The organism is Herbidospora mongoliensis, from assembly GCF_001570545.1.
Classification (GTDB): domain Bacteria; phylum Actinomycetota; class Actinomycetes; order Streptosporangiales; family Streptosporangiaceae; genus Herbidospora; species Herbidospora mongoliensis.
In genome coordinates this window covers 216,203-232,249 of the sequence record NZ_BBXD01000019.1, presented here as the reverse complement: position 1 = coordinate 232,249, position 16,047 = coordinate 216,203, and the positions used below count along the sequence as shown (strand labels likewise).

Here is a 16,047-nt window from a genome sequence, read left to right as displayed (position 1 = left end):
TTGCGGAACCTGCTGGCATGAACCGAATGACCGGTTCCTGTGGCGGTGGATCGTCCTTTCGGTCAGCGGCGCCTACCCGCGCCCGGTGAACCCGCCGTGAACGCCACCCGTACTTCATCACGACTCGACCCGAGTACCCAGCAAAATGATCTTGTTGATGTTGATCGCGGCGTATCGTGGCTCGGAACACGGTACGGCGATTGGACGGGTGGAACATGGACACTCTTCACGGATCTTCCCCCTTTCCCCCTATCGCGGACTACGGCTTCCTTTCCGACTGCGAAGTGACCGCACTGGTCGCCAGCAGTGGGAACATCGAATGGCTCTGCCTTCCCCGGCTCGACTCCCCGTCGGTATTCGGCGCGGTGCTCGACCGGGGCGCGGGGCGGTTCCGGCTCGGCCCGGCGGACACCTTCGTCCCGGCCGCTCGCCGATATCTCCCGGGCACGATGGTGCTGGAGACCTCCTGGGGCACCCCCCAAGGCTGGATCATCGTCAGGGACGTCCTCCTCATGGGGCCCTGGCACCACGAAAACGAGCTCTCCCACACCCACCGGAGAGCGCCCACCGACTACGACAGCGACCACGTCCTGCTTCGGACGGTCCGCTGCGTGTCGGGCGAATTGCAGATCACTTTGGACTGCGAACCGGTCCTCGACTACGGCCGTAAGCCCGTGACCTGGTCATACACAGGTAGGGGATATCACCAGGGCCTCGCGACGGCCGATGGCAGCGACGTGCGGCTCCGGCTCACGACCGACATGCGGCTCGGCTTCGAAGCCGGCCGCGCCATGGCCAGAACCCTCATCAAAGAGGGTGAAACCCGGTTCGTCGCGCTCTCCTGGACCGAGCACGAACCCCCGTACAACTACGACGACGCCTACAAGCGGCTCGTCTGGACCGCGCACCACTGGCAGCACTGGCTGGCGCGCGGCGACATCCCCGACCACCCCTGGCGCGGATACCTGGAGCGCAGCGCGCTCACCCTGAAGGGGCTCACGTTCGCCCCGACGGGGGCGCTGGTCGCGGCGGCGACGACCTCGCTGCCGGAGACCCCGGGCGGCGAGCGCAACTGGGACTACCGCTACTCGTGGGTGCGCGACTCCACATTCGCGCTCTGGGGCCTCTACACGCTCGGCTTCGACTGGGAGGCCGACGACTTCTTCTGGTTCATCGCCGACGTGGCCGAACGCGACGAAGAACTCCAGATCATGTACGGCGTCGACGGCGAACGCGACCTCACCGAGCGCATCCTCGACCACCTCGAAGGCTACGAGGGCGCCAAACCGGTCAGGGTCGGCAACGGCGCGTTCGACCACCGTCAGAACGACGTCTGGGGCGCGGTCCTCGACTCCTTCTACATCCACATCAAGTCGCGTGACCGCCTCGACGACCGCATCTGGCCGATCCTGGTCCGCCAGGTCGAGGCCGCGATGAAGCACTGGAAGGAGACCGACCGGGGCATCTGGGAGGTGCGCGGCGAGCCGCAGCACTTCACCTCGTCCAAGGTCATGTGCTGGGTGGCCATGGACCGGGGCGCCCGGCTGGCCGAACTGCGCGGCGAACCCGAACTGGCCGAGACCTGGCAGGCGGTCGCCGACGAGATCAAGGACGACATCTGCACCAACGGCGTCAGCGAGAACGGGATCTTCCGGCAGCACTACGCGACCGACGCGCTCGACGCCTCGCTGCTGCTGATCCCGCTGGTGCGGTTCCTGCCGGCCGACGACCCGCGCGTGCGGGCGACCGTGCTGGCCATCGCCGACGACCTGACGGTCGACGACCTGGTGCTCCGCTACCGCACCAAGGAGACCGACGACGGGCTGGCCGGCGAGGAGGGCACCTTCACGATCTGCTCGTTCTGGCTGGTCAGCGCCCTGGCGGAGATCGGTGAGCTCCAGCGGGCCCGGCGGCTGTGCGAGAAGCTGCTGTCGTTCGCCAGCCCGCTCGGCCTGTACGCCGAGGAGATCGACCCGGTCAGCGGACGCCAGCTCGGGAACTTCCCGCAGGCGTTCACGCACCTCGCTCTGATCAACGCGATCATTCACATCATTCGTGCGGAAACCGCTCATCGCCAGCCAGGAACTTCTCCGGCGGATCACTCGTTGAGGAGGCGGTGAACCATCGCTTGGTCTTGCGGAGGAATCGATCCCACGGGACCATGGCGAAAAACTGATCATTAAATGCGCATCGTGGAGGCAACGCGGTGGAGAGCAGGAACCCGATTTTCAGTCGGCGTGGCCCAGTGGGCCAAGGACAGTGGTCGGGGCCGGCGCCGAGCCCCCAGCACTTGCAGGACATGTACAACCAGCCCGCCTACGCGCCCCCCACCAACATGGGCCGCACCCTGACGATGGACGACGTCGTCATGAAGGGCTTCATCGTCCTGGGCACACTGCTCGCATCCGCGGGCGTGGCCTGGATCATGGATGTCCCGATGGGGATCGCGATCGTGGCGGTCATCGCCGCGCTGATCCTCGGTTTGGTCATCACGTTCAAGCAGAGCACCAACCCGGCGCTCATCCTGACCTACGCGGTGCTCGAGGGCGTCGCGCTGGCCGGGATCAGCCTGATCTTCGCAGCCCGGTTCGGCAACGGCATCGTCCTCCAGGCGATCGTCGGCACGATGATGGCCGTTCTGGGCGTGCTGTCGGTCTACGCGCTGAACATCTTCCGGCCCACGCCGAAGTTCACGAAGTTCGTGATCGGCGCCGCCATCGGCGCCGTCGGCCTGATCCTGGTCAACCTGCTCGTCGGCATCTGGGTGCCGGGCGGGCTGGGTCTCCGCTCGGGCGGGGCGCTGGCGATCGTGTTCAGCGCGGCGATGATCCTGCTGGGCATGTTCTTCTTGCTGCTCGACTTCGACGAGATCAACCACGCGGTTCAGGCCGGCGCCCCCGAGCGCACGTCCTGGCTGCTCGTCTTCGGCCTGATGCTCAGCATCGTCTGGATCTACCTTGAGGTCCTGCGCCTGCTGTCGTACTTCTCCGGCGACGACTGATCGAGCCACGAAATCACGCCCCCGGCATCGCGCCGGGGGCGTTTTTCGTTGTCTGGCAAGGAACGAGAGATCAACATCTCGTAACGAAGAGATGTCTGTTGGGTCTTGTCAAGCCCCAGGCAGTGAGGCAGTGTCGACTCAAAGGAGCCTTATCCGTGGAGGTGCTTATGTCGTTGAACCACTCACTGGAGACTCAAACAAAGCTCATCGCCCGTGTCCCCAGCATCACCGGACGCGAACTCCCCGAGTGGTTTCAAGCCATCGACGCCGGTCCGTCGTTCTCTCGCTGCGACGAGCGTGCCAACTGGCTCGCCGACGAACACGGACTGACCCACGGCTACGCCGCCGCCATCGTGCTGGAGCACGAGCGTCGCCGACGCGGCCACCTGTTCTAAAACCAGACCAGACCCTGCCTGCGCCCGCGCCCCCTCCGGCGCGGGCGCATCATTGTGTTCATGGAGATTCAGAAGGCCCTGGAGTTCGTCCGGGCCAACCACCGCGCGGTCCTGATCACCCGCCACGCCGACGGCAGGGTGCAGACCTCGCCCGTCACGGTCGGGGTGGGCGCGGGTGACCGCGTCGTCATCAGCAGCCGCGAGACCGCGGTCAAGATCCGGAATGTGCGGGCCAACCCTGAGGTCGTCCTGACGGTGATGACCGACGCCTTCTACGGCCAGTGGCTCCAGCTCGACGGCACGGCTGAGGTGATCTCACTGCCCGAGGCGATGGAACCGCTGGTCGACTACTACCGCGACATCAGCGGCGAACACCCCGACTGGGACGACTACCGCACCACCATGGAGCGGGACCGGCGAGTGATCATCAGCGTCACCGTCACCAAGGCCGGCCCCGACTTCCACGGATAGGTCACTACGAAAGACGCTCCACCAGCATCGCCATGCCCTGGCCGCCGCCGACGCACATGGTCTCCAGGCCGATGGTTCTGTCATGGAAGCGCAGGCTGTTGAGCAGCGTCGAGGTGATGCGCGCGCCGGTCATCCCGAAGGGGTGGCCGACCGCGATCGCGCCGCCGTTCACGTTCAGCCGGTCGAGGTCGATGCCGAGCTCCTGGTACGACGGGATCACCTGGGCCGCGAAGGCCTCGTTGATCTCCACCAGGTCGACGTCGCCGATCGCCATGCCGGCCTTGGCCAGCGCCTTCTTCGACGCCTCGACCGGGCCCAGGCCCATGATCTCGGGCGACACGCCGGTGACGCCGGTCGAGATGATCCGGGCCAGCGGGGTGATGCCGAGCTGGGCGGCCTTGACGTCACTCATGATCACCACGGCGGCGGCGCCGTCGTTGAGCGGGCAGCAGTTGCCTGCGGTGACCGTGCCGTCGGGCCGGAAGACCGGCTTGAGCTGCGAGACCGCCTCGTAGGTGGTGCCCGCCCTGGGGCCGTCGTCCTTGCTGACGACGGTGCCGTCGGGCAGCGTCACCGGGGTGATGTCGGTCTCCCAGAACCCGTTGGCGAGGGCCTTCTCGGCCAGGTTCTGCGACCGTACGCCGAATTCGTCCTGCTCGCGGCGGGAGACGCCACGGGAGGCGGCGACGTTCTCGGCGGTCTGGCCCATCGCCATGTAGATGTCGGGGATGTTCCCGTCGTCGCGGGGGTCGTGCCACGGGGGCGTGCCTCCGGCGGCGGCCGCGTCGGTGCGCGACTTGGCGTCCAGGAACAGGGAGTTGCGGGTGTCGGGCCAGGAGTCGGCGGCGCCCTTCACGAACCGGGACACGCACTCCACCCCGGCCGAGACGAACACGTCTCCTTCGCCGGCCTTGATCGCGTGGAAGGCCATGCGGGTCGTCTGCAGCGACGACGAGCAGTAGCGGTTGACGGTGGTGCCCGGCACCCGGTCGAGCCCGAGCAGCACGGTCACCACCCGGGCCAGGTTGAAGCCCTGCTCACCGGCCGGTTGGCCGGTGCCGAGCATCAGGTCGTCGATCTCGTTCGGGTCGAGCTGCGGCACCTGGGCCAGCGCGGCCTGGACCATTTGGACGGTCAGGTCGTCGGCGCGGATCTCCCTGAGTGATCCCTTGTTGGCGCGACCGATGGGGGAGCGGGCGGTCGCGACGATGACTGCCTCTGGCATGGGGGCTCTCCTGTAAGACGGCAACCTCTTCGAGAAAGCTACTACCTGGGATTCCCGAAGTCGGCGTCAGGGTGCCAGAAAACAGAACTTTGTACTGTTGCACAAGGATCAGCCATACATGCCGGGCAGCGTTGTGGTGGCGTCCTTGATTCCGTGCAGGGCGCCCTTCTCGTCACGCCACAGGCGCCAGCCGTTCTGGGCGCCGGTGAACCACGCGGGCGGGGCGCCCGGCTCGGTGGTGCGCTTGCCGGTGGCCAGGTCGAACTCGCACAGCGAGGCCACGGAGAAGAAACCGGCCGCGGCCTTGCCCAGCGGCTGCGGGTCGGTCACGCAGAACGACCAGCTCCTGACCCCCTTCGCCTGGGTGGCCTGGCCGCTGGACAGGTCGAAGGCGGTGCCCGGGGCGTTGTGCTTGAGGAACCCCAGGGTGTTCATCGCCGACGGGAACGCCAGCCACCAGCCCGAACCGGGCACCTGGGTGGCGGTGATCTGCCCCATCACCCGGCCGGTCGACCCGTCGAGCCGGGCGAACCCGCCGTAGGTGCCCTCGTCGTCGACCGGCCGCACGACCGGCGAGACGGCCGGGTTGCCGCTCGGGTAGACCCGCACCACCGAGGGGCGGACCCAGTCGATCACCCCGTCGTTCATCCGGATCGAGAACATCCCGAACGTGGAGGTCTTCCCGGACTTCGGGTGTGTGTACGGCGCGATGTACCCCACCAGCCGATCGCCGGCCACCCCGAACGCCCAGCCGCCCGACAGGTCGACCCCGTTCCCGAGGGCCGCCTGCACCGGCTGCTGCCACAGGGGCTTGCCGTCCTTCAGCTTGTAGGCCTCGACGACGGGGTTGGCCGCCAGCCGCAGGATGACGACGTGCTGGTCGTCGGCCCACTCGACCTCGGCGATGCCGGGCATCTTCCACAGCATCTTGCCGGTGAGCGGGTCGAGCACGATCATCCGCGCGTTCGCCAGGGCCGTGTGCTCCGACATGCACACGAACTTGCCGCAGCGCTGCGGCCCGAAGGTCGAGTGGACCGGCCGGGTCCACAACTGTTTTCCGGTACGTGCCTCGCGCGCCATCAGCGTCGCGTTCCACTTGCCCCGCTTGGCCGGGTCGAGCGCGACCACGACGCCCTGATCGGGGGCGGTCTCGACCGTCGCGGGGGCCTGCACCCCCATGCCGGGCAGCCGCCCGGCCATCGTCGCGGGCTGGGCCCAGAGCTTCTTTCCGCTGGTCAGATCGATGGCCACGGTCTCCAGGGCGCCGTCGGCCCGCATCGACGTCAGAGCGGCCACCCCGGCCCCGACGGTGGTTCGGCTGACCAGGTTGACCTGGGTGTTGCTCCAGGTCGGGAAGTTCTCAGGGGCGATGGCCGCGTCACTGCCCGAGCAGGCGGCCAGGGCTCCACAGGTGAGCAGGGCGAGCGCGAGGGCATGGGGCCGTTTCAAGATCACTCCTCCAGGGGGTGACGGCCCGGACGCCGAGGGTGACCGGAATCAGGTGTGCGGAGACACCGCGTCACGCCTGCGGCGGAGCAGCATGGCCCACCGTCCGTGGGGACCGACCGCCCGGCCTGCGACGCGGGTCGCGGTGACCTCGGTTCCGGGTTCCTCAACGGCCATCGCCGCCAGAAGGTATTGCGAGCCTTCGACGCGCTCGGGGGAGGGCTCAGGCCACAAATCGAGCGCGGCGCATACAGAAGGTAGCACTGTGTAAGCAGCCTGTAGGTAGCCTCGGGCACTTGGATGGAATCGATCCGGTCCGAACATTTCTGCCGGATTTGTCATGAACGTGGGTCCGAGCAGGTCGGCGAAGCTGACCGTCCGCCCGCCGGCCTCGATCACCGCGATCGTCTGGGCCGCGGCGAGCTGACGGCTCCACCGGCGCGTCACCCAGCGCAACGGCTGGGCGATCGGCCGGACGGTGCCGAGATCGGGGCAGGTGCCCACCACGACCTGCGCCCCCGATTCGCGCAGGCGCCGCACCGCGTCGGCGAGATGGCCGACCGCCGTGGCCGGGCGGGTCTGGGTGGTGACGTCGTTGGCGCCGATGAAGATGACCGCCAGATCCGGACGGGCCTCGACGGCCCGGTCGACCTGCGCGTCGAGATCGCGGGAGATCGCGCCGGAACGGCCCACGACGGTCAGCCGCACCGGGCGTTCGGCCAGGGACGCCAGGCCCAGGGCGAGGTTCACGCCCGGGGTGTCCTTCGGATCGGTCATGCCGAGCCCGACCGAGGTCGAGTCGCCGAGCACGACCAGGGAAATCGGCTCACCGGGATCGTCGCCGTACGTCCCGTTGGAAGGCGGGCCGTCATCGGAGACCGGGCGGCCGACGATGCGGCGGGCCACCGCGGCCTCGGCCAGCAGGAGCGCGTAGGTCGCCGCGCCCAGGGCGGTCATGCCGCCCCCGCCCAGTGCCGCCGCGGTCGCGATCCGCCTGGCGGCGCGTGCCGCGCCCGGTGTCCAGATCACCGACGTCAAACCCCCTATACGGTGTGAGGTGAAAACTAGCTCAGCCCCGGCCACCCCCTTGGGGCTGTGGCTGCCGTCCGGCCGACAAAGCTTCGGCAAAGAACGCAAGGTGGTTCTCGCTGTGCGCGTACACGACTCGCTGATCGAGCTGATGGGGAACACCCCGCTTGTGAGGCTCCGCAAGGTGACGGCGGGCGCGCCGGCGCAGGTGCTGGCGAAGGTCGAATACTTCAACCCCGGCGGGTCGGTCAAAGACCGCATCGCCGTCCGGATGGTGGAGGCGGCCGAGCGCAGCGGCGCGCTCCAGCCGGGCGGCACGATCGTCGAGCCGACCTCGGGCAACACCGGCGTCGGGCTGGCCATCGTGGCGCAGGAGAAGGGCTACAAGTGCCTCTTCGTCGTGCCCGACAAGGTCGCCAACGACAAGATCGCCGTGCTGCGGGCCTACGGGGCCGAGGTCGTGGTCTGCCCGACGGCCGTCTCGCCCGACCATCCCAACTCCTACTACTCGGTGTCCGACCGGCTGGCGCGGGAGACCCCGAACGCCTGGAAGCCCGACCAGTACACCAACGCGGAGAACCCGGCCAGCCACTACCACTCGACCGGTCCCGAGATCTGGGACCAGACCGAGGGCCGGATCACCCACTTCGTCGCGGGTGTCGGCACCGGCGGCACGATCAGCGGCACCGGTAAGTACCTGAAGGAAGTCTCCGGCGGCCGAGTGAAGATCATCGGCGCCGACCCCGAGGGCTCGGTCTACTCCGGTGGCACCGGCCGTCCCTACCTGGTCGAGGGCGTCGGCGAGGACATCTGGCCGGCCACCTACGACACCACGATCTGCGACGAGATCATCGCCGTCTCCGACCGCGACTCGTTCGGCATGACCCGGCGGCTGGCCCGCGAAGAGGCGCTGCTGGTCGGCGGCTCCTGCGGGATGGCCACGGTCGCGGCCCTGCGGGTGGCCCGCAACGCCGGCCCCGACGACGTCGTGGTGGTGCTGCTGCCCGACAGCGGGCGTGGCTACCTGTCGAAGATCTTCAACGACGAGTGGATGGCCGACTACGGCTTCCTGTCCACGGCGGCCAACGAGCACGCCGTCGGCGAGGTGCTCGTGCGCAAGGGTGGGGTGCTGCCGCAGTTCGTCCATGTGCATCCTCATGAGACTGTGTCCACGGCGATCTCGATCATGCGTGAATACGGTGTCTCGCAGTTGCCCGTGATGAAGGAGGAGCCTCCGGTCATGGCGGCCGAGGTGGTCGGCTCGATCGTGGAGCGCGACCTGCTCGACGGTCTCTACCGGGGCAAGGTCAGCCCCGAAGACCCGCTGGGCGACCACATGTCCGCGCCGCTGCCGATGATCGGCTCCGGCGAGGCGGTGGCCCGTGCGATCGAGGCGCTGGAGAAGGCCGACGCGGCGGTCGTCCTCGACGACGGCAAGCCCGCCGGTCTCGTGACCAGGCAAGACCTGCTGGCGTTCCTAGCCGGCCGGTAGCGGCACCTCGGCGGCCACCTCCCACTGATGCCCGGCCACCGGGCCGGCGATGAGGTGGCCGCCCATGGTCTCCACGCGTTCGGCCATGCCCACCAGGCCGAAGCCGCCGCCGAGCCGGGACAGCCGGGGGTCGGCGGCGGAGAGCGGGTTGGCGACGCGGAGCCTCACCGCGTCGCCGAAGGTGGTCAGCCGCACCTCGACCCACGGCGCGTGCGGCGCGTGGCGGCGCACGTTGGTGAGCGACTCGGTCAGCACCCGGTGCAGTGTGGTCAGCACCTCCGGGGCCAGGGTCAGCGACGAGACGCCCGGACCGAGGTCGAAGGTGGCCGACGGCGAGAACTGGTCGACCATCTTCCGCAGGTCGTCGAGGGTGACGCCGACGTTGCGCGGGGCGTGCTGGTCGGCGCGGAGCACCCCGACGAGGCGGCGCATCGAGGTCAGCGCCTCACTGCCGGCCCCGGCGATGGCGTCGAGGGCCGGGACCACCGCCTCCGGGTGGGTCTCGGCGACGGTCCGGGCTGCCTGGGCCTGCACGACGATGCCGGTGATGTGGTGGGCGACCAGGTCGTGGAGCTCCCTGGCCAGATCGAGGCGCTCGCCCCGCCTGACCCGCTCCTCGCCGATCTTGCGGCGCTCCTGCTGGACCCTCAGGTAACCGCCGATCCCGGCCGCGACGCCCCAGCCGAGGATGAACACGACCGTGGCCCCCGCCGTGGCCGCCGACGAGTAGATGTCGTTCGCGGTATCCGGCCCCTCGAACCGGAATCCCGCGAGCGTGGCGAGCACCACCAGAGTCACGACCGCCAGCACGATCGCGCGCCGGATCGGCTCCACCCGGCGCAGCACGGTGATCGTCAGCACCATGAACGCGCCCGCCTCGGTGAACCCGGTCGCGTGCAAGTTGGAGACGCGGAGCACTGACAACGACAGGGCCACCGACACCACCAGCATCGCGGTGGCGACCATCCAGGTTCTCCGCTTGCGCAGCACCACCGCCAGGATGCCGAGCGCGCCCCCGAACAGGCGGACGGCCAGACCGGGGCCGTTGTCCCCCGCCGGGATCAGGCCGTCGAACAGGAAGCACAGCCCGAGTGTGCCGAGCAGCAGAATCTCGCCCACCCGTTGGGTCCAGGTGCTCAGTCGTTCCCACACGATGGCCGAGGCTACGACGAAAGGGGTAGATCGGGCATCGGCCGATCGGCCGATCCGATCGGTCCGAACCGTTCGCGCGGGCGAGATGGAGAGAGGGGTCTTTCTTGTTCCATAGGTAGTGGAGGTGGTTGTCGTGACCGTCGTCGCGATCGTCCTGGTGGCCTTAGGAATGGTGCTCGTCGCCGCGCTGGCGTTCGCCGACCCGGTCTTCCTCTCGTGGTTCGAGCGGGAGAAGAAAGCCGAGGTCGTGGAGTTGCCCGAGTTCAGGGCGAAGGAAAAGCAGAGGGCGGCCTAGCCGATACCCTCGTCTTCATGACTGAAGGCTTCGAAACCCTGGCCATCCACGCCGGGCAGGAACCCGACTCGCTGACCGGGGCAGTGGTCCCGCCCATCTACGCCGTCTCGACGTACAAGCAAGACGGCGTGGGCGGCCTTCGGGGCGGATATGAATACAGCAGGTCGGCCAATCCGACCCGGACCGCCCTCGAATCGTGCCTGGCCGCCCTCGAAGGAGGGGTGCGCGGGCTGGCGTTCGCCTCCGGCCTCGCCGCCGAGGACACGCTGCTGCGCGCGGTCTGCCGGCCCGGCGACCACGTGATCATCCCGGACGACGCCTACGGCGGCACCTACCGGCTGTTCGCCAAGGTGCTGGAGCGCTGGGGCCTGGCCTACGACCCGGTTCCGCTGGGCGACGCCGACGCGGTGCGCGCGGCCATGCGGCCGGAGACCAAGGTCATCTGGGTGGAGACGCCGACGAACCCGCTGCTCGGCATCGCCGACATCGAGAAGCTCGCGTCGATCGCCCACGACGGCGGCGCGCTGCTCGTGGTCGACAACACCTTCGCCTCGCCCTACCTGCAGCAGCCGCTGGCGCTCGGCGCCGACGTGGTGGTCCACTCGACGACCAAGTATGTCGGCGGCCACTCCGACGTCATCGGGGGTGCGCTGGTCGCCCGCGACACCACGATCGGTGAGGAGCTCACCTACCACCAGAACGCCATGGGCGCGGTGGCCGGTCCGTTCGACGCGTGGCTCACGCTGCGCGGGGTGAAGACCCTCGGGGTGCGCATGGACCGCCACTGCGACAACACCGAGCGCGTCGTCGACCTGCTGGTCTCCCACCCGAAGGTGGTCGAGGTGTTCTACCCGGGGCTGGAGCGTCACCCCGGCCACGAGATCGCCGCCAAGCAGATGAAGCGGTTCGGCGGCATGGTGTCGTTCCGCGTCGCGGGCGGCGAGCAGGCGGCCGTCGACGTGTGCGACCGGGCCCGCCTGTTCACCCTCGGCGAGTCGCTCGGCGGGGTCGAGTCACTGATCGAGCACCCCGGCCGGATGACCCACGCGAGCGCGGCGGGCTCACCGCTCGAGGTGCCGGCCGACCTGGTGCGTCTGTCGGTCGGCATCGAGACCGTCGGGGATCTCCTCGACGATCTCTCCCAGGCCCTCGGCTGACCCCGCTCAGGGGTTGAAGAAGACCATCAGAACGAGGATCACCAGCCAGATCAGGGCGACGATGCCGCCCAGTGCGGCGATCTTGGCGGTCTGGACCTTCCCGTCGTCCGACGGGTCGTCGTTCTCCAGAGCCGTGATCGCCTTCTTCGTGTCGCGGTCGATGATGACGAGCATCACGGCCGCGACTATGAACAGCGTCATGGATACGGTGAGGTAGACCGCTCCGAGCCCGCTGCCCCCGAGCAGCACGCCGAAGAGGAAGACCCCCAGAGTCAGCAGGCCGAACACCCGGCCCATCCGGCTCAGGTAGCGCAGAACGCTCAGATCCTGGTTGCGGATGTAGCGCGGGATCGAGCTCGTGACGACGGTCAGCGGGCCGATCGTGAAGATGGCGAAGGCGATGTGAAGCCAGAGCAGCAGCTTGTCGAGAAACGACATGCGCCGAAGGCTATCGCGATCACGACTCAGACGGTGAGAGTGTCGTCGACCTTCGCGCACGTCCGGCAGGCCTGCTCGGGGTGGATCACACAAGCCGTGTGGTCCACGTTGAGTCCGAGCATGCGCCGCGACATCGACGAAAGGGCACTCTGGGGGCTGAGGGTGAGGCTGCGCCGGCGGTCTTCCCGCTTGATGCTGAGCACCACGAGGGCGAAGCTCGCCACGGCGCCGAAGGCGAGCAGGAGAGAGACGACGAGGATGAGGCTGGACAACATGTGCGCGACTCCAATCGCTGCGGTGAATCGCACACTATGAGTCGCGGCACATGGTCAGATGTGAGGTGCGAGGAAGGCTGCTCTCACCCGTTGTTAGACCGATATCACCCTGTCTATCAGGCAGATTCGCTACGCGAGCCACGACCGGCCTCCGGCCGTCCGCGTCTCGCTTTGTCTATTTTCGCCGCCGTGCTCGCAGGAAATCGCTGACGACGTACTCACCGAGCTTGTCGACGTTGGGGGCGAACACCCGGCCGCCGTTGCGCCGCGCGACCTCGTCGATGAAGGCGCGGAGGCGGTCGTCGGCGGCCAGCATGAAGACGTTCAGTGTCGCCCGGCGCCGGGTCATCTTGTCGACCTCGGCCAATGTCAGTTCGAGGGTCTCCTTCGAGGGGGGCCACTCGAAGCGGGGGCTGCCGTCGCGCATCAGGTGGGCGGTCGGCTCGCCGTCGGTCACTACCAAAACGACCGGCTCGAAGTCGGGGTGCCGGTCGAGGTGGCGGCCCGCGATCAGCAGGGCGTGGTGCAGGTTGGTGCCCTGGACCATGTCCCATTCGAGGCCGGCCAGCTCGTCGGGCTGCAGCACCCGGGCGTAGTTGGAGAAGCCGATGATCTGCACCGCGTCCTGCGGGAACTTCGAGGCCACCAGCGCCTGGAGGGCCAGCGCGGTCTGTTTGGCCGCCGCCCAGGTGCCGCGCAGGGCCATCGAGTAGGACAGGTCGACCAGCAGGCAGACGGCCGCGGCCGAGCGCCTTTCGGTTTCGGCCACCTCGAAATCGTCCACGCTCAATCTCACGGGAGAGCCGCCGCCGCGCTGCACGCCGTTGATCACGGTGCGGACGACGTCGATCGGCTGCTCGTCGCCGAAGCGCCACTGGCGGGTCGAGCCGGTCAGCTCCCCGGCGGCGCCCGCGTCGTGCTGGTCGTGGTCGCCCCGGCGGGTGCTCTCCAGCGAGTTGAAGACCCGGCGCAGCGCGGTCTCGCCGAGGCGGCGGACGGCTTTGGCGGTGAGCTCCAGCTTGCCCCGGTTGCGGCGCAGGTAGCCCTGCTGCTCCAGTTCGCGTTCGATCTGCTTGAGCGACTGCAGGTCGTCGACGGCCGACCGGCCGAGGGCGCGGCGGATCGCCTCCTCGTCGACGTCGGACAGGCGCGCGCCCGGATAGTCCTGGCGCAGCGACGACTCCAGGTCGTTGAGGTCGGCGAGCTCCTGGAGGGCGCTGACCGAGTCGCCCATGCTCATCGGCGACTCGCCGCTAACCCGTTCGGCGGAGTTCCAGGCCAGGTCGGGGCGGCGGGCGTAGAGGGAGTCGCCGAGGCGGCGCATCTGGTCGGCCAGGCCGCTCTGCTGGAGGCTCTGCTCCATCAGTCCGGCGAGCTCGGCGCGCTGCTGCGGGGTCATCGAGGCCAGCATCCGCTGGGCCGCCGCGGCCCTTCGCGCGAGCTGGTCGACGAGTTCGTCGAGGTTGCGCGGGTTCTCGGGGAACATGTCCCCGTATTCGCGCATGAAGTCGTCGAAGTCCTGCTGGGTGTGCTCGCCCCGGGCGTCGCGGTCGAGCATCTCGTTCAGCCCGGCCATCATCTGCCGGACCCGCTCCATCGCGGCCGGGTCGGGGTTGGCCAGGGCGTCTTTCATGCCCTTGAACTGGCTGTCGAGGACTTCCCGCCGCAGCAGGTCGCGCAGCTCCTCGAAGGACTGGCGCGCCTGCGGCGACCGCCAGTCATAGTCCGAGAGTTCCTGTACGGCCCTCGCGGTGTCCCCCGGCAGGTTGTCGAGCTGGGCCTCACGGAACCGGGCGTCGTCGGCCGGGTCGGGGAACAGCGCGGTGCGCTCCTGCTCGACGGCCCGTTCGAGCAGCTCCCTGGCCTGCTCCAGGATCCCGTCGAGCCGGGTGTTCTGCCGCAGGTCCCTTCTGCGCTTGCGGACCTGGCGGAGCAGCTCTTCGAGGCCCCGTCGGTCAGGGGCGTTGGGCAGACCGCGTTTCAGCAGGTCACGCAGCGCGTCGAGGGGCGTCGAGCCCGACAGGATGGCGTCACCCATCTCGTCGAGCGCGCCCCTGACGTCGTAGGGCGCCGCCAGGGGGTCGGGGCCGTCCTGGTATTCGCCGTACCGATAGGAGGTCACGTGCGGTAGACCGCGGCGCCTGCGATGTCGTCCTTCGACAGGCGGCGCATCAGGTAGAGGCCTTCCAGCGCGAACTCCAGCGCGGCGGCGGCGTGGCCGGGGGACTCGTCGCCCTCGCCCATGCCGATCCGCGACATGATCTTGGCCAGCCCCTCGACCCGCCCGATCCGGCGCAGCAGCTCGGTGGCGCCGACCATCTCGCCCGACTCGATCTGGGCACCTTCGGCGAACTTGTCGAGCAGGGGGGCGAGGTCGGCGCCGCCCAGGGTGCCGCGGAAGGTCTCGGCGGTCGCCCTTCTGAGCAGGTGGGAGAGCACCTCGATCTCCCGGCCCTCCTCGCTGACCTCGAACTCGACCTTGCCGCGCAGGGTGTGGACGATGCCCGGCAGGTCGCAGACCCGCGCGACCGGCAGATCTTCCCCGGTCAGGGCGGCCCGGCGAACGGCGGAGGCGGCGGCGGTCTCGGCGGCGGCGATGGAGAACCGGGCCGACACCCCCGAGCGCGTGTCGACGGCGGAGGACTCGCGCACCAGCCGGGTGAACCTGGCGATGATCTCGACCAGGTGGTCGGGCACGTCGGCGCCGATGTCGGCCAGCGCCTCCTGCCGGATCAGCACGAGCTCGTCGTCGATCGACTTCGGATAGTGGGTGCGGACCTCGGCACCGAAGCGGTCTTTCAGGGGCGTGATGATGCGTCCCCGGTTGGTGTAGTCCTCGGGGTTGGCGGAGGCGATGAGCAGGACGTCCAGAGGAAGCCTGAGGTTGTAGCCCCGGACTTGGATGTCACGCTCCTCCAGCACGTTGAGCAGCGCGACCTGGATGCGTTCGGCCAGGTCGGGGAGCTCGTTGACGGAGAAGACGCCCCGGTTGGTGCGGGGCACCAGACCGTAGTGGACGGTCTCGGGGTCGCCGAGGGTGCGGCCTTCGGCGATCTTGATGGGGTCGACGTCGCCGATCAGGTCGCCGACCGAGGTGTCGGGGGTGGCGAGCTTCTCGCCGTAGCGTTCGCTCCGGTGCTTCCAGGCGACGACGATCTCGTCTTCGCCGAGCGCGCGGCAGCGTCCGCAGACGGGGGCGTAGGGGTGGTCGTTGATCTCGCAACCCGCGATGACCGGAGTCCACTCGTCGAGCAGTCCGACGACCGTGCGGATCAGCCGGGTCTTGCCCTGGCCGCGTTCCCCGAGCAGTACGACGTCGTGTCCGGCGATCAGCGCGCGCTCGAGATGGGGCAGCACCGAGTCGTCGAAGCCGACGATGCCCGGGAACCTGGGCTCACCGGCACGCAGCCTGGCCAGCAGATTCTCTCGGATTTCGGCTTTGACTGACCGGTGGACATGTCCGCTCTCGCGCAGTTCGCGCAGAGTGCTCAATGTCGGAGCAGGTGCTGGCGATTTGTGCACGAGATCGAGACTACGTCGCGATTGGAGTTCCGGCACCCGATTGAGGTGTTGGATCTTGACCATCGCGTGACGATCCGTGCGCGTCTGCTACGTGGGTCTGGGGAGAAACGGGGCATGAAGCCTATGCAAGACGTCTACCTGAGATAGCG

The 16,047-nt window shown here is 68.7% G+C and carries 15 protein-coding genes; 7 read left to right on the top strand and 8 right to left on the bottom strand.

The genetic code is table 11. From position 1 onward, the window contains the following. Positions 1-215: 215 nt before the first annotated feature. The 4 genes from AW272_RS28850 (at position 216) to AW272_RS28835 (ending at position 3,867) form a co-directional block, all read left to right on the top strand. Entirely contained in the window at positions 216-2,120 is a 1,905-nt protein-coding gene (locus tag AW272_RS28850; RefSeq protein ID WP_066371688.1) for a glycoside hydrolase family 15 protein, read from the top strand. Positions 2,121-2,299: 179 nt separating this feature from the next. Further along, on the top strand, positions 2,300-3,001 hold the full coding sequence (locus AW272_RS28845; protein ID WP_245657770.1) for a Bax inhibitor-1/YccA family protein: 702 nt from the start codon (positions 2,300-2,302) through the stop codon (positions 2,999-3,001). Between the two features lie 167 nt (positions 3,002-3,168). Continuing rightward, positions 3,169-3,396, top strand: a complete 228-nt coding sequence (locus AW272_RS28840) for a DUF4287 domain-containing protein (protein ID WP_066371679.1) — start codon at positions 3,169-3,171, stop codon at positions 3,394-3,396. Between the two features lie 60 nt (positions 3,397-3,456). Then, complete coding sequence (locus tag AW272_RS28835; RefSeq protein ID WP_066371677.1) at positions 3,457-3,867, top strand: PPOX class F420-dependent oxidoreductase; 411 nt, start codon at positions 3,457-3,459, stop codon at positions 3,865-3,867. Positions 3,868-3,871: 4 nt separating this feature from the next. Here the strand turns inward: AW272_RS28835 and AW272_RS28830 are convergent, their stop codons facing one another. The 3 genes from AW272_RS28830 to AW272_RS28820 form a co-directional block, all read right to left on the bottom strand. After that, positions 3,872-5,092, bottom strand: coding sequence for an acetyl-CoA C-acetyltransferase (locus AW272_RS28830; protein ID WP_066371675.1), 1,221 nt, complete (start codon positions 5,090-5,092; stop codon positions 3,872-3,874). Between the two features lie 108 nt (positions 5,093-5,200). Then, entirely contained in the window at positions 5,201-6,547 is a 1,347-nt protein-coding gene (locus tag AW272_RS28825; protein WP_066371668.1) for an outer membrane protein assembly factor BamB family protein, read from the bottom strand. A gap of 42 nt (positions 6,548-6,589) precedes the next feature. Beyond that, positions 6,590-7,567 carry an SGNH/GDSL hydrolase family protein gene (locus AW272_RS28820; protein WP_066371968.1) on the bottom strand — a complete coding sequence of 326 codons (978 nt, stop codon included), beginning with the start codon at positions 7,565-7,567 and terminating at the stop codon, positions 6,590-6,592. 121 nt (positions 7,568-7,688) lie between these two features. Here AW272_RS28820 and AW272_RS28815 point away from each other — a divergent pair, with 121 nt between their 5' ends. Beyond that, entirely contained in the window at positions 7,689-9,059 is a 1,371-nt protein-coding gene (locus tag AW272_RS28815; protein ID WP_066371967.1) for a cystathionine beta-synthase, read from the top strand. Here AW272_RS28815 and AW272_RS28810 read toward each other — a convergent pair. Then, complete coding sequence (locus AW272_RS28810) at positions 9,045-10,211, bottom strand: sensor histidine kinase (RefSeq protein WP_066371665.1); 1,167 nt, start codon at positions 10,209-10,211, stop codon at positions 9,045-9,047. The genes AW272_RS28815 and AW272_RS28810 overlap by 15 nt on opposite strands. A gap of 133 nt (positions 10,212-10,344) precedes the next feature. Between AW272_RS28810 and AW272_RS42615 the strand changes: the two genes are divergently transcribed. Together AW272_RS42615 and AW272_RS28805 are read left to right on the top strand one after the other, a co-directional pair. After that, positions 10,345-10,506: a hypothetical protein gene (locus AW272_RS42615; protein ID WP_157518855.1), complete on the top strand. Its 162-nt coding sequence runs from the start codon at positions 10,345-10,347 to the stop codon at positions 10,504-10,506. A 17-nt stretch (positions 10,507-10,523) separates the two neighbouring features. Then, positions 10,524-11,663, top strand: coding sequence for a cystathionine gamma-synthase (locus tag AW272_RS28805; protein ID WP_066371664.1), 1,140 nt, complete (start codon positions 10,524-10,526; stop codon positions 11,661-11,663). A gap of 6 nt (positions 11,664-11,669) precedes the next feature. Here the strand turns inward: AW272_RS28805 and AW272_RS28800 are convergent, their stop codons facing one another. From AW272_RS28800 to AW272_RS28785, 4 genes are all read right to left on the bottom strand, one after another. Continuing rightward, the gene (locus AW272_RS28800) at positions 11,670-12,101 is read right to left on the bottom strand and encodes a hypothetical protein (protein WP_066371662.1); all 432 of its coding nucleotides are present in this window, start codon (positions 12,099-12,101) and stop codon (positions 11,670-11,672) included. A gap of 26 nt (positions 12,102-12,127) precedes the next feature. Next, positions 12,128-12,376 (bottom strand): hypothetical protein, encoded by a 249-nt coding sequence (locus AW272_RS28795; RefSeq protein WP_066371659.1) that lies wholly within the window; start codon positions 12,374-12,376, stop codon positions 12,128-12,130. Positions 12,377-12,551: 175 nt separating this feature from the next. Beyond that, positions 12,552-14,498, bottom strand: a complete 1,947-nt coding sequence (locus tag AW272_RS28790) for a vWA domain-containing protein (protein WP_066371655.1) — start codon at positions 14,496-14,498, stop codon at positions 12,552-12,554. After that, positions 14,495-15,961 carry a sigma 54-interacting transcriptional regulator gene (locus AW272_RS28785; protein WP_157518854.1) on the bottom strand — a complete coding sequence of 489 codons (1,467 nt, stop codon included), beginning with the start codon at positions 15,959-15,961 and terminating at the stop codon, positions 14,495-14,497. Before AW272_RS28785 ends, AW272_RS28790 begins: the two co-directional genes overlap by 4 nt. Positions 15,962-16,047: the final 86 nt, after the last annotated feature.

Coding starts and splice junctions, on each gene's coding strand:
- AW272_RS28850 (WP_066371688.1), top strand. CDS start 216: ATGGACACTCTTCACGGATCTTCCCCCTTTCCCCCTATCGCGGACTAC.
- AW272_RS28845 (WP_245657770.1), top strand. CDS start 2,300: ATGTACAACCAGCCCGCCTACGCGCCCCCCACCAACATGGGCCGCACC.
- AW272_RS28840 (WP_066371679.1), top strand. CDS start 3,169: ATGTCGTTGAACCACTCACTGGAGACTCAAACAAAGCTCATCGCCCGT.
- AW272_RS28835 (WP_066371677.1), top strand. CDS start 3,457: ATGGAGATTCAGAAGGCCCTGGAGTTCGTCCGGGCCAACCACCGCGCG.
- AW272_RS28830 (WP_066371675.1), bottom strand. CDS start 5,092: ATGCCAGAGGCAGTCATCGTCGCGACCGCCCGCTCCCCCATCGGTCGC.
- AW272_RS28805 (WP_066371664.1), top strand. CDS start 10,524: ATGACTGAAGGCTTCGAAACCCTGGCCATCCACGCCGGGCAGGAACCC.
- AW272_RS28800 (WP_066371662.1), bottom strand. CDS start 12,101: ATGTCGTTTCTCGACAAGCTGCTGCTCTGGCTTCACATCGCCTTCGCC.
- AW272_RS28795 (WP_066371659.1), bottom strand. CDS start 12,376: ATGTTGTCCAGCCTCATCCTCGTCGTCTCTCTCCTGCTCGCCTTCGGC.
- AW272_RS28785 (WP_157518854.1), bottom strand. CDS start 15,961: ATGGTCAAGATCCAACACCTCAATCGGGTGCCGGAACTCCAATCGCGA.